12 protein-coding genes are annotated in these 12,884 nt (G+C 59.6%); 10 read left to right on the forward strand and 2 right to left on the reverse strand.

All coding sequences use genetic code 11. The annotated features are described in order from the left end of the window. Nucleotides 1–19 precede the first annotated feature (19 nt). The 7 genes from VO84_RS19750 to murG all read left to right on the forward strand — a co-directional run bounded on the left by VO84_RS19750 (nucleotide 20) and on the right by murG (nucleotide 8,792). Entirely contained in the window at nucleotides 20–1,540 is a 1,521-nt protein-coding gene (locus VO84_RS19750; RefSeq protein ID WP_058189506.1) for a UDP-N-acetylmuramoyl-L-alanyl-D-glutamate--2,6-diaminopimelate ligase, read from the forward strand. Next, the gene (locus VO84_RS19755) at nucleotides 1,537–2,952 is read left to right on the forward strand and encodes a UDP-N-acetylmuramoyl-tripeptide--D-alanyl-D-alanine ligase (RefSeq protein WP_058189507.1); all 1,416 of its coding nucleotides are present in this window, start codon (nucleotides 1,537–1,539) and stop codon (nucleotides 2,950–2,952) included. Before VO84_RS19750 ends, VO84_RS19755 begins: the two co-directional genes overlap by 4 nt. 7 nt (nucleotides 2,953–2,959) lie before the next feature. Then, nucleotides 2,960–3,880, forward strand: a complete 921-nt coding sequence (gene bla / locus VO84_RS19760) for a subclass B3 metallo-beta-lactamase (RefSeq protein WP_058189508.1) — start codon at nucleotides 2,960–2,962, stop codon at nucleotides 3,878–3,880. Between the two features lie 42 nt (nucleotides 3,881–3,922). After that, on the forward strand, nucleotides 3,923–5,056 hold the full coding sequence (gene mraY / locus VO84_RS19765) for a phospho-N-acetylmuramoyl-pentapeptide-transferase (protein ID WP_058189509.1): 1,134 nt from the start codon (nucleotides 3,923–3,925) through the stop codon (nucleotides 5,054–5,056). A gap of 83 nt (nucleotides 5,057–5,139) precedes the next feature. Then, the gene (gene murD, locus VO84_RS19770; protein WP_058189510.1) at nucleotides 5,140–6,534 is read left to right on the forward strand and encodes a UDP-N-acetylmuramoyl-L-alanine--D-glutamate ligase; all 1,395 of its coding nucleotides are present in this window, start codon (nucleotides 5,140–5,142) and stop codon (nucleotides 6,532–6,534) included. Between the two features lie 24 nt (nucleotides 6,535–6,558). Then, nucleotides 6,559–7,653 carry a putative lipid II flippase FtsW gene (gene ftsW, locus VO84_RS19775; RefSeq protein ID WP_058189511.1) on the forward strand — a complete coding sequence of 365 codons (1,095 nt, stop codon included), beginning with the start codon at nucleotides 6,559–6,561 and terminating at the stop codon, nucleotides 7,651–7,653. Nucleotides 7,654–7,694: 41 nt separating this feature from the next. After that, nucleotides 7,695–8,792: an undecaprenyldiphospho-muramoylpentapeptide beta-N-acetylglucosaminyltransferase gene (murG, locus tag VO84_RS19780; RefSeq protein ID WP_331458455.1), complete on the forward strand. Its 1,098-nt coding sequence runs from the start codon at nucleotides 7,695–7,697 to the stop codon at nucleotides 8,790–8,792. A 70-nt stretch (nucleotides 8,793–8,862) separates the two neighbouring features. On the opposite strand, the gene VO84_RS19785 is transcribed toward murG, so the two are convergent. Together VO84_RS19785 and VO84_RS19790 are read right to left on the reverse strand one after the other, a co-directional pair. Continuing rightward, a complete protein-coding gene (locus VO84_RS19785) occupies nucleotides 8,863–9,420 on the reverse strand; it encodes a hypothetical protein (protein WP_058189512.1) in 558 nt (185 codons plus the stop codon). Between the two features lie 241 nt (nucleotides 9,421–9,661). Continuing rightward, nucleotides 9,662–9,913, reverse strand: a complete 252-nt coding sequence (locus VO84_RS19790) for a hypothetical protein (protein WP_058189513.1) — start codon at nucleotides 9,911–9,913, stop codon at nucleotides 9,662–9,664. A gap of 218 nt (nucleotides 9,914–10,131) precedes the next feature. On the opposite strand from VO84_RS19790, the gene VO84_RS19795 reads away from it, so the two are divergent. The 3 genes from VO84_RS19795 to murC are packed head-to-tail and all read left to right on the forward strand — an operon-like array spanning nucleotide 10,132 to nucleotide 12,696. After that, the gene (locus tag VO84_RS19795; protein ID WP_058189514.1) at nucleotides 10,132–10,566 is read left to right on the forward strand and encodes a Y4oB family protein; all 435 of its coding nucleotides are present in this window, start codon (nucleotides 10,132–10,134) and stop codon (nucleotides 10,564–10,566) included. Then, nucleotides 10,567–11,295 (forward strand): RES family NAD+ phosphorylase, encoded by a 729-nt coding sequence (locus VO84_RS19800; RefSeq protein ID WP_082662223.1) that lies wholly within the window; start codon nucleotides 10,567–10,569, stop codon nucleotides 11,293–11,295. It abuts the gene before it with no gap. Nucleotides 11,296–11,328: 33 nt separating this feature from the next. Then, nucleotides 11,329–12,696, forward strand: a complete 1,368-nt coding sequence (gene murC / locus VO84_RS19805; protein WP_058189515.1) for a UDP-N-acetylmuramate--L-alanine ligase — start codon at nucleotides 11,329–11,331, stop codon at nucleotides 12,694–12,696. Nucleotides 12,697–12,884 lie beyond the last annotated feature (188 nt).

Here is a 12,884-nt window from a genome sequence, read left to right on the forward strand (position 1 = left end):
TTCTACAATCGAGCACAGCATGAACTGGAACAATCTCATCGCGGAAATAGCCTCTGAAGGCTTCGCAGGCGCATCGGATGCGTCTATCACCGGCATCGAGTATGACTCGCGCCGCGTCCGCCCCGGCTCGGTCTTTGTCGCCATGCGCGGCGGCACAACAGACGGCAATCGCTTTGTCGAGAAAGCCATCGCCTCCGGCGCACTCGGCATCATCACGGACTCATCCCCGACCTTCGATCATCTTCTCGTCTACCACGCTGGCCTTCCCCTTCTTGAAGTCGCGCACGGCCGCCGAGCTCTCGCGCAGGCCTCCGCCGCATTCTTCAATCATCCCGAGCGCAAGCTTGCAGCCACCGGAATCACCGGCACCAACGGCAAAACCACGACAGCCTTTCTCACGGAATCGCTGCTCAATCATGTTCAGTGCAAAACAGTTCTCGTTGGCACCATCGAATATCACATCGCAGGCCAGATCCGCCCGTCGGTCCACACCACGCCGGAATCCCGTGACCTCTTTGAACTAATGGCCGAAGGCGCAGCGCAGGGCGCAACCGAACTCATCACGGAAGTGTCGAGCCATGCACTCGACCAGGGCCGCGCCATCGGTATCGCATTCGATGTTGCCATCTTCACTAATCTCACGCGCGACCATCTCGACTACCACGGCACCATGGACAAATACTTCGCTGCCAAGCGCCTGCTCTTTGATGGAACGCGCTATCCGGCTCCGCGCGTCGCCGTCATCAACGCGCACGACCCACGCGCCGAAGAACTTGCAATTGCCGCAAGCAAAGCCGGAGCCGAAGTCCGCACCTACGGTATCGCGCAGGGCGACTGGCGCGCCTGCAGCTACAAGCTCACGCCGTCAGGCGCTGAAATCGCGCTCGAAACTCCATTCGGCTCCGCAAGCATTCAGTCGCATCTCGCAGGCGAAGTCAACATCCTAAATCTTCTCGCGGCATTTTCTGCTGCCCACGCACGCGGAGTCCCATTCGATCAACTTATCGCATCCGTTCCTCTTCTCAAACCTGTCCCCGGCCGCTTCCAGCCCGTTCACGCAGGCCAGCCTTTCTCCGTCATCGTCGATTACGCCCACACCGACGACGCTCTCCGCAATCTCATCTCTCTTGCGCGCAAGGGCGTCGCCACCGGCCATCGCGTCATTACCATGTTCGGCTGCGGCGGCGACCGCGACCGCACCAAGCGCCCAAAGATGGGCCACGCCGCGGGTGAGGGAAGCGATTTTGTCGCCGCCACCAGCGACAATCCGCGTTCGGAGGACCCGCTGGCAATCCTTGCCGAAATCGAGCCCGCTCTCAAGGCTACGGGTACGCCTTACATCATCGAACCCGATCGCGCTGCTGCAATTCATCTCGCTCTTGAAGCCGCCAAACCCGGCGATGTTGTTCTTCTCGCAGGCAAAGGCCATGAGACGGAACAAATTCTCGCCGACCGCACGATTCATTTCGATGACGCCGAAGTTGCCCGCTCAGTTCTCGCTGAGCTGGGATACGGTTTGAGTTACGGAGAAACACAATGAAACTCAACTTGGCCGAGGCGGCAATCGGCGCAGGCGCAGTGCTGGAAGCGCCATACGCCATCTCCAACGCAGGCGCACTCATTGCGCAGGGCTACTCCATTGACTCCCGCACCATCGCTCCAGGTGAGCTTTTCTTTGCTGTGCGCGGTGATCGCTTTGACGGACACGATTTCGTCACCGCAGCCATCGAGGGGGGCGCTGTCGCTGCCGTCGTCTCAAGGCTCAAAGTCGCCATGCTGCCGGACGCTGCTCTCGCCATTCCCTTGCTCATCGCGGAAGATCCGCTCACAGCATTGCAATCTCTCGCCACGCACGTGCGCCGTCAGTGGGGCAAGCGAATCGTCGCTGTCACCGGCTCAGCAGGCAAGACCACTACCAAAGAAGCCGTCGCCACCGCGCTTAGTGCAAAGTTTCATGTGCATAAATCGAAAGGCAACCTCAACAACAACTATGGTCTGCCGTTACAACTCCTCAAGCTCGAGCCGGAACATGAAATCGCTGTTCTTGAGATGGGCATGAACCACTCCGGCGAAATTGAAGCGCTTGCGCGCATCGCCGTGCCTGACTGGGGCGTCGTTACAAATGTCGGCACCGCGCATATTGAAAACTTTGCGGACGGTCAGGCTGGCATTGCCCGCGCCAAATTTGAGCTCGTCGCGTCATTGCCCGGAAACGGCATTGCCTTCCTCAACTGCGACGATCCGTATGTCTCGCAGTTTGGCCGCGACTTCGCCGGCAAGGTCGTCTACTACGGTCGTGGTCCGTGCGCCAATCCGCAGATTCTCTCTGCTATTGAAGATGCCGAAGGTGTCCACATTCACCTTCGCGCTGGTGAGCGTGAAACCAATCTCACCCTCCAGCTTCTCGGCGTGCACAACGCGCTCAACGCCATGGCAGGCATCGCAGTCGCTCTTGAAGCAGGTGTCGACCTGGAGGCTGCCATCGTCGCGCTATCCGCGCTCAGCGCCGGAGACAAACGCGGCGAAATTCTCGCCATCCGCGGCGCAACCATCCTGAATGACAGCTACAACTCGAACCCCGAAGCACTGCGCTCCATGATCCTCACACTCGCCGCCCGCCCCGCCACACGCCGCATCCTCGTCGCCGGAGAAATGCTCGAAATGGGTTCACATGGCCCCGATCTGCACGCCGCCTGCGGCAGGGCCGCAGCCGAAGCTGGCATTGATCTCGTCGTGGGCGTGCGCGGAAACGCCGAGTATCTTGTCACAGCAGCAGCCACCGCCGGCGTTCCGGCCGCCTTTCTTCCGGATGCTGAAGCTGCCGGCAACTGGCTCAAAGCAAATCTCCAAGCAGGCGATGTAGTTCTTATCAAAGGTTCGCGCGGCGTTCATCTCGAGCGCGCCATAGAAATCCTCCAATCTTCGCCAGCACAGAGCCCGACTCAGGAGTAGTAGCCCAATGCGTTTCGTCCGTTCCTTATTCGTCGCAGCACTCCTGTGCCTCTGCGCATCTGCCTTTGCAGACGCTCAAGCATTCTCCGTCCAACCTGAATGGACGCGTCCCTTCCCACCCTTTCGTATCGCGGGCAATCTCTACTACGTCGGCAGCGAAGACCTCGCCGCATTCCTTATCGTCACTCCTCAGGGAAACATCCTCATCAACAGCAACCTCACCACCTCGCCCGCGCAAATCAAGCACAGCGTAGAGGCACTCGGCTTCCACTTCAGCGACATAAAAATCCTTCTCATCAGCCACGCCCACTCCGACCACGCCGCCGGCAGCGCGGAGATTATTCGCCAGACTCACGCAAAGTATTTCGTCATGGATGCCGACGTACGCGCCATTGAATCAGGCGGCCACACCGATTTCCGATTCGGCAGCGACAAATCCATGTGGTATCCGCCCACGCACGTCGACCGCACCCTGCATGACGGCGACAAAATCAGCCTCGGTGGCACCACACTCGTTGCGCACCTTACCGCGGGCCACACGCCCGGCACAGTCACCTATACCTTCAACGAACCCGAGTCAGGCAAAACTCTGCACGTTGTCATCGTCGGCAGCCCAAGCGTCCTCGAAAGCTACAAACTCATCAACAATCCAACTTACCCACACATCGCCGATGACTACCGCCATCAGTTCGTCGTCCTCAAGTCTCTCCCCTGCGACATCTTCCTCGGTGCGCACTCCAGCTATTTCGATCTGAAGGAAAAGTACGATCGCCTGCAGCATGGCGACAAAAACGCTTTCATCGATCCCACCGGTTACACCGACTTTGTCGCCGATCGCAAACAACTCTTTGAAGCGGCGTATCAAAAGCAGTACGCAGCACAGAAAACTCCCGTGAACACTCGCCCCGGAGCGCATCCCGGCCTGTAAAATCGACTGAAATCCGCGTTCCAGCCCCCCTTTGGAGGCACCTTGCTTTACTGGCTGCTCTATCAAAAGCTCTATCCGTTCTTCCATCCGTTTCGCATCTTTCGTTACGTCACCTTCCGCACCGTTTTCGCCTCGCTTACGGCGCTGCTGATCACGCTTTTCATCGGCCCATATGTCATTAGCAAGCTACGAGAGTTTCAGATTGGTCAGTATGTCCGCGATGACGGGCCCCAGTCGCACCTGAAGAAATCCGGCACGCCCACCATGGGCGGCCTGCTGATCGTCATCGCCATCCTGCTGCCCACATTGCTCTGGGCCGACCCTGCGGATCCCCTGATCTGGATCGTCGTCTTCGCCACGCTCGCTTTTGGAGCCGTCGGCTTCGCCGATGACTACATCAAGGTTGTCAAGCGCCGCAGCCTCGGCCTCACCCCCAGCGCCAAGCTCTTCGGACAGGCTCTTGCCGCAGTCCTTGTTGCCTCCTCGCTCATCGTTCTCCAGCAATTCCGTATGTTTTCGACCGCCCTTTCCGTGCCATTTTTCAAAAGCTGGCGTCCGGACCTCATGCTTCACTGGTTCGATCATGTACCGCACCTCGCGCTGCTTGCCTTCGTTCCCTTTGTCGCGTGGGTTGTCTTCGTGCTGCTCGGCTCGTCCAACGCCGTGAATCTCACGGACGGCCTCGATGGTCTGGCCATCGGCTGCACTATCATCGCCGCCGGCGCGCTCACAGTCCTCACATACGTCAGCGGCCACGTCGTCTATGCCGATTACCTCGAACTCCAGCGCATGCCGCTTGTCAGTGAGCTCACCATCTTCTGCGGCTCCATGGTCGGCGCATCCATCGGCTTTCTCTGGTATAACGCCCATCCGGCGGAAGTCTTCATGGGCGATGTCGGCTCGCTCGCTCTCGGCGGCGCCATCGGCACGGTGGCCATCTGCATCCGCCAGGAGTTGCTACTACCCTTTATTGGCGGAATCTTCATCATTGAAGCGCTTTCCGTCATACTTCAGGTGGGTAGTTACAAGCTCCGAAAAAAGCGCATCTTCAAAATGGCGCCCATTCATCACCACTTCGAGCAGCTCGGCTGGGCTGAGTCAAAAGTCATTGCGCGCTTCTGGATTGGCGCGTTAGTGTTTGCATTGTTTGCACTCACTACGCTCAAATTGCGTTAACAGCTTCGCGCCCTGCCGGGCGAGGTACAAAATTGAAACATCGCGTGCCGGCACAATTCCGGCTCACGGAGAAAGCTCCCATCATGGACGGCAAGGAATTCGACCTCAGGGGCAAAAAAGTGCTCGTTGTCGGGCTGGGTAAATCCGGTCTCGCTGCGGCAATGTTTCTGCGTCGCCGCGGCGCGCACGTGACCGTTTCTGACGTCCGCAGCGCGGAGGCCCTGGCTAAGGACATCCCGGCGCTGCTGGACCAGGGCATCAACGTCGAAGCTGGCGGCCACGGTCTGCTCACGTTCCGTCGCCAGGACCTCATCGTCGTCTCGCCCGGCGTACCGCTCGATACCCCTGAGCTCGTCCAGGCGCGCAGCTTCAGTCTGCCCATCATCGGCGAGCTGGAGCTCGCCGCCCGCTTCCTCAAGGGCAAAACCCTCGCCATCACCGGTTCCAACGGCAAAACCACCACCACCACCCTCGTCGGCGAAATCCTGAAGGATTCCGGCCTGCCCACGCTCGTCGGTGGCAACATCGGTGTTCCCGTCGTTGCACTGATCGACGAAAGCACGCCCGACACCTGGTCGGTTCTGGAGGTTTCCAGCTTCCAGCTCGAAAGCACGCAGGAATTTCATCCCTTCATTGCAGTCATCCTCAACATCACGCCGGATCATCTCGACCGCCACGGCACCTTCGAAAATTACGCTCTCGCCAAGGAGCGCATCTTTGCCCGCCAGACCGCACAGGACTTTCTTGTTCTGAACTCCGATAATTCCCGCACCGCCGAGTCCGCTTCGCGCGCTCCATCGCAGGTCTACTGTTTCTCCATCGAAGGCACAGTCAGGCAGGGCGCATGGGTAGAGAACGGTACGGTCCTCTTCCGTGTATCTGAGAGTGCGCCTGCGGAGACCATTTTGCCGCTTGCCGCCATCCCGCTCAAAGGCACACACAATGTCGAAAATGTCCTCGCCGCCGTCTGCGCTGCACGCCTCGCAGGCGTCCCCGCGGCGTCCATCCGGGCCGCGGTCGAGCGCTTTCACGCCGTTGAACATCGCCTTGAATATGTCGCCACCATCAATGGCGTCGAGTTCTACAACGATTCCAAGGCCACCAACGTTGACGCCACGATGAAGGCCATCACCGCATTCCCCGGCGGCATTCATCTCATCCTCGGCGGCAAGGACAAGAACTCTGATTACTCAGCGCTTGCTCCTGCTCTGCGCCAGCGCGTCCGGGCTGTCTACACCATCGGTTCTGCGGCGCAGAAAATCGAGTCACAGCTGCGTGGTGTCGTGCCGATACATTCCTGCGAGACTCTGGCTCGCGCCGTACAGACCGCTGCCTCTGATGCGCAGTCTGGTGAAATCGTACTGCTCGCCCCGGCCTGCTCCAGTTTCGATCAGTTTGAAAATTACGAGCATCGCGGTCGTGTCTTCAAGGAGCTCGTGCACGATGGCCGCGATTGGAAGGTTTCACAGAACGCATAGGTACAGGGTGAAACGGGTAGACGCATGGCAAAGCGAGTAGGTGTAGACAAGTGGATTTTCTTTACCACTCTTGTGCTGGTCCTTGTCGGACTGGCAATGGTTTTCTCTGCCTCCGCCGTCGTCTCGCAAGCACAATATAACTCGCCTTACATGGATGTTGCCCGTCAGGCAGGCTGGGCTCTTGCCGGTGTGGTGGCAATGATTGTGCTCATGCGCATCGATGTCTCGCACTACAATTCTCCGCGCTTCATCTTCCCGGCGCTTTCCATCTCCACGCTGCTGCTCGTGGCGGTCTTTTTCGTGCATTCCTCGCATAACACCCACCGCTGGATTGTCTTTGGCGGTCATTTCACCTTCCAGCCCTCGGAGATTGCCAAGCCCGTCCTGATTCTCTTCCTCGCATGGTTTCTCGCCACGCGGCTCGACCAGATGCGCGACTGGAAAAACACTCTGCTGCGTGCCGCCATCATGCCGGTGGTCTTCATTCTGCTCATCGTCAAGCAGCCCGACCTCGGCACCGCGCTCGTCCTCGGCGGCGTCACCGCGCTGATGCTCATTATTGCCGGCATGGAGTGGAAGTATCTCTTCCTTGCCGTTGCTGCCGCGCTTCCTCCGCTCGCCGTGCTGCTCTTTTGGGTTCCGTGGCGTCGTCAGCGCATGCTCGTCTTTCTCAATCCAGACTCCGATCCGCAGGGCGCAGGCTTTCACATCAATCAATCGCTCATCGCCGTCGGTGCCGGTGGCCTCACCGGCCGTGGCTTCATGGAAGGCATGCAGAAGCTCTTCTATCTGCCGGAAGCCTCCACTGATTTTATCTATGCCAACATCGCCGAGGAACTCGGTTTCATAGGCGCCATCGTCATCGTGCTGCTCTTTGTCGTCTTCGCCTATCGCGGATTGCGCGTCGCCTTCAAGGTGCAGGATCCCTTCTCGCGCCTCGCGGCCTTCGGGCTCACCGTCGCCATTCTGTTGCAGGCGTTTTTCAACATCAGCGTGGTTCTTTCGCTGGTCCCCACCAAAGGCATTCCGCTGCCGCTCATCTCATCCGGTGGTACTTCCGTGTTCTTCACTCTTGCCGGAATCGGCATCCTGCTCAACATATCCCGTAAGGTAGACTAGAGCTGCGCGGTTCCGCGCATTTCCACAGAGAGGCTTGTATTTTGTCACAACTGCGCGTGCTGATTGCCGGCGGTGGTACGGGAGGTCACATCATACCTGCGCTCGCGGTTGCCCGCGAGCTTGTAGATCGTTATCAAGCGGAGATTCTCTTCGTCGGCACGGCACGCGGCATGGAAATCCGCCTCGTGCCGGACGCTGGATTCCGCCTGCGCCTCATCAACGTAGGACCGCTCAATAATGTCTCGCTTGCTACGCGCATTCATACTCTCTGGCAGCTTCCCAAGTCCATCGGCGAGTGCAAGCGGCTCATCCGCGAGTTCCAGCCTAGCGTAGTCTTCGGCGTAGGCGGTTACGCCTCTGGTCCCGCCGCCCAGGCAGCAATCCGCATGAAGATTCCCACCATGGTCTTTGAGCCGAATGCTATGCCCGGCCTCGCCAATCGCCTCGTAGGCAAGCGTGTGCAAGCCGCTGCTGTCAACTTTCCGCAGGCAGCAGAGTGGTTCCAGAACGTCGAAGTCACCGGCATTCCCGTGCGGCCTGAGTTCTTCGCCCTGCAACCACCTCCGCCCGCGCCGCAGCATCTGCTCATCTTCGGCGGATCGCAGGGCGCGCGGCTCTTCAACGAAACCTTGCCGAAAATTGTTCCTGCGCTGCTCGATGCCGTGCCCGGCCTGACGATTTTGCACCAGAGCGGTGTTCGCCACGGTGCTGTCACAGAAGCTGCTTACCAGGCCTCTGGCGCGGATCCTGCACGCTGGGCAGTAAGGCCGTTTCTCGATGACATGCCTTCCCGCTTCGCTGCCGCTCACCTCGTTATGGCGCGCAGCGGAGCCTCCACAGTGGCTGAACTCGCCGCCGCCTGCAAACCGGCGCTGCTCGTGCCTTTCGCCGCCGCCGCCGACGAGCATCAGCAGCGTAACGCGGAAGCGATGGTTCAGGCCGGTGCCGCGCTCATGCTCCAGGAACAGGAACTTGACGCGCCGGAGTCGCTCCTCGAAAAGATCGTCGGATTATTGCAATCGCCGGAGCGGCTCGCCGCCATGGGGCAGGCCGCGCGAACGCAGGCCCATCCCGCCGCCGCCGAGCGCATTGCCGCCCGGCTGGCCAGCCTCGGCAATGTGGCCCACGCAATCCAGTAACCCTTGTTCACAATAAAAGGCCCGTCTGCCGAAGCAGAACGGGCCTTTTAACCTCGTTGATCTTTAAGGATTAGCGGTGTCCGCCGCCGCCATGGCCGCCGCCGCCAAATCCGCCGCCGCCAGCATGACCGCCGCTAAATCCGCCGCCTACTCGGCCACCGCCGCCAGCGAATCCGCCACGCGGTGCAGCGCCAACTCCTGGCCGTCCGCCATAGCCGCCGTAACCGGGCCGTCCACCACCATAGCCGGGTCGTCCGCCATATCCATATCCTGGACGTCCGCCATAGCCATAACCACCCCTGTAACCCCAGCCAGGCCTGTAACCGCCCCACCCACCGCGATAGCCATACCATCCGCGGCCCCAGCCATAGCCGTACCACGGGCCGACGCCGATAAAGAGGCCGCCAGAGAACCAGTTAGAACCGTAATACCCATAAGGCGCGCAGGCATACGGGTAATAGGCGTAATAGCCGTAGTCGCAAGCCGGAGGCCCGTAAACCATCGGGGCATCCACGACCGCAGGACCAATACCCACGCCCACACCCACCTGCGCATCAGCCTTGGTCGCCGTTGCGGCCAGGCCAACCGTCATTAGAGCTGCCAGCACAACCAGGCGAAAACTCTTCATTTTGAAACCTCCCTGTGCTGCCCTCATCTGGGTTCGGAGGCTACCCTCCGCTTGCTCAGCACCGCCGGCCGCTCATCGCCGCCAGCTTACATCTATTGGAACAGCAGTTAGGGAATTAAGTTGCGCTAATATTCGCCGATTTCTGCTAATCCGCACACTGTATCCCGAGCAAAAAATCGGCCTCTCCCAATCAAATCCCGTACGAGAGAGGCCGATGCGATGAAACTATCAGCCGGCTGGTTTACCGGCGGTAAAAGCCACGACGCCCGCCACGATAGGGATTCCAGTAACCGGCCACCCAGGCATAGCCCGGTCCAGGGCACGGAGGCGCATATGCCACCGGAGCCGCCACCGGCACGCCAATACCAATGCCCACACGAACCTGGGCCGCATTTGCCTTCGCCGTACCCATTCCCAACGTCCCTGCGGCCAGAGCCGCGCCAAGCGCCCATTTGCCAAAGCTCTTCGTAACCTCTTTGCCAAAGATTTTCATGACCGCATCCTCCACGGGAAAACCCGTCCGGCTTCCGCATCTCCTGGGCTTCTCTACTGCCGCCCGGCGCTGCCGGTTATGTCCACTCAAACAGCAGTTTAGAAGGAAGGTTGCGCGCAACTTTCACAGCGGCTTTGTGTCTACGGATAGCATAAAATGTCCAGAAGTAGACTTGACATCGTCCACATTTAGACGATAATACGCAGTGAGGGCACGCAATGGCCACACATCCTTTAATCGCCGCGCCGGGCTATCAATTCGATACAATCCCCGACCTGAGCCGCATCGAAACCCGCGAACGATTGAGTCAGTCCGCCGTCGACGGTTTCTTTGCCATTACGGAGAAGTGGGATCTTAAGGTGGAGCAGGCCAGGGCTCTTCTCGGAGGCATTCCGCGCTCCACCCTGCACAAGTACAAGACCGCCGCGGGCACGCGCAGCCAGGATGAGCTGATGCGCATCTCCTACCTCGTCGGCATCTACAAGGCGCTACATATCCTCTTCAGCGACGACCTGGCAGATGAATGGATGAAGCGGCCCAATGACAATCCTCTCTTTGGCGGCGTCACTCCGCTGGAATATGCAGTAAAAACAGGCATTCCCGGTCTGCAGCAGATTCGCAGCCTTCTCGACGCCGCGCGCGGAGGCCGGTAGGTGGCCTACGCCGCTATATTCGAGCAGCAAGCCACGCACCGGCTCATTCCCGCAAAATACAGCGAGACCGGCAGCGTGCTGGAAGCGCTTCCGCTTCCCAAGGACGTTCTCTCTGACCTGAGCGAGCTCGATGCCGCCACCAACGAGCGCACACAGGCCGAACGGGCAGGGAATCCCGCAATCGGCCCCGGCGAACTCCTCTTCGGCGTGCCTCAGGCGCAAATCGTCAACGCCGCTTTTTGTCACCCAGGCCCATACGGCAGCCGCTTCAACACTTCGCAACGCGGCGCATGGTATGCAGGCGTCGAGCTCGAAACCTCCTGCGCTGAGGTTGCCTTTCACCGCCGCCGATTGCTCGAAGAGACGCGCTTCTCCGGCGAGCAGGTATACGACTATCAGGATTTTCTAGCCGATTTCTCCGGCGAATTCCACCAACTCAATGAAGCAGAACAGAATATCTGCCTAGAGCCCTCGCCGGTTCCGCAGTGCTACGCCCCAGGCCAGGCGCTGGCAGAGATGCTTCTCCATCAGGGCGCGCAGGGTATCGTGTACGCCAGTGTCAGAAATCGCGGCGGCACATGCATCGCATGCTTCCGTCCAGCACTCATCTTTCATCCGCGTCGAGGAAAGCGTTACAGAATTGCAGTTGCTGCGCATAAGACCGGTTTCCGCATTGAGAAACCAGCAAAAGCCGGCTTCCGTATAGAGAAGTCTGTAGCAGGGAAGTAACAGCACAGCCCGTCCTGCTACGCTGTTCTTTCTATGTTCGCTATATCGCAGCACGCGCACTTCATCGGCATCGGTGGCATCGGCATGAGCGGCATCGCCGAGATCCTTCTCACGCAGCGTTTCAAAGTCTCCGGCTCAGATCTCCGCCGCTCCGCCGTAACAGATCGTCTCGCCGGCCTCGGCGCAACCATCTATGAAGGCCACAACGCGGCCAACATCGCCGGAGCCACAGTCGTTGTCACCAGTTCCGCCGTCAGCCCATCCAATCCAGAAGTCCTTGAAGCCCGTGCCCGCAAAATCCCAGTCATTCAGCGCGCTGAGATGCTCGCCGAGCTCATGCGCCTCAAGTTCGGCATCGCCATCGCCGGCATGCACGGCAAAACCACGACGACTTCGATGGTGTCCAGCGTGCTTACCGCTGGCGGACTCGATCCCACCATCGTTGTCGGCGGGCGGGTCGATGCGCTCGGTTCCAATGCCCGTCTCGGAGCCACGCAGTACATGGTCGTGGAGGCCGATGAGAGCGATCGTTCCTTCCTCAAGCTCTCGCCCATTCTCGCCGTCATCACCAATCTCGATCGCGAGCACATGGACACCTACGCCGACATGGAGGATGTCGAGCGCGCCTTCCTCGCCTTCATGGACAAAGTTCCGTTTTACGGCGCAGTGACGGCGTGTGCAGACAATCCACTGCTAGCATCCATCCTGCATTTGGCGCAACGTCGCATACTCACCTATGGCATGAGCGACGGAGCGGATTATCGTCTTGAGCTGCTTCCCGGTGATGGCAACAGCCTCTCGCGCTTCCAGGTAACCGCAAAGGGAATTCTGATGGGCCCCTTTGAGCTGCATGTGCCCGGACGGCACAACGTTCTCAACGCAGCGGCCGCAGTCTCTGTCGGTCATCAGTTGGATATTCCGGCAGGCAAAATTGCCGAAGGGTTGAGAAACTTTCGCGGCGTCGACCGCCGCTTTCAAAAACGCGGCGAAGCCCGCGGCGTCACCGTGGTGGACGACTACGGCCACCACCCCACCGAGATTCGCGCCACACTCGAAGCCGCGCGCCAATGCGGCTTCAAGCGAATTCACGTCGTCTTTCAGCCGCACCGCTACACGCGCACCCGCGACCTGATGGACGAGTTCGCAGAGGCATTTACTGACGCAGATTCCGTCTTCGTGCTGCCCATCTACGCAGCCAGTGAGGAGCCGATTCACGGCGTAACAGCGGAGCGGCTCGCCCATCGAATCACAAAGCCAAAAGCAAAATTCGTAGCCGATTTTCCGGAAGCATTAGCAGCCGCAACAAAAGCCGCATCCGAAGGCGACCTCATCCTCACCCTCGGCGCAGGCAGCGTAAGCCAGCTCGCCCCGCAGATCGTCGCAGCGCTGCAGGAGCGCTGATGAATTGCGCCAGAGGGACTGTACCCCAATGGGCGTTGTATCAGGGCGCGACTTTAGTCGCGCCGAATCAGCCTCGAAAAGAACTGGGGCTTTAGCCCCCGCGTTCAAACTGACCCACTACTGAATCTTGCGGAAGGTAGGCGCGACCGGAGAGGAGCCTTATAATTGCAGTCGGTTTGAACCGTCCG

It is taken from the genome of Occallatibacter gabretensis (assembly GCF_001449115.1).
Taxonomy (GTDB): Bacteria; Acidobacteriota; Terriglobia; order Terriglobales; family Acidobacteriaceae; genus Telmatobacter; species Telmatobacter gabretensis.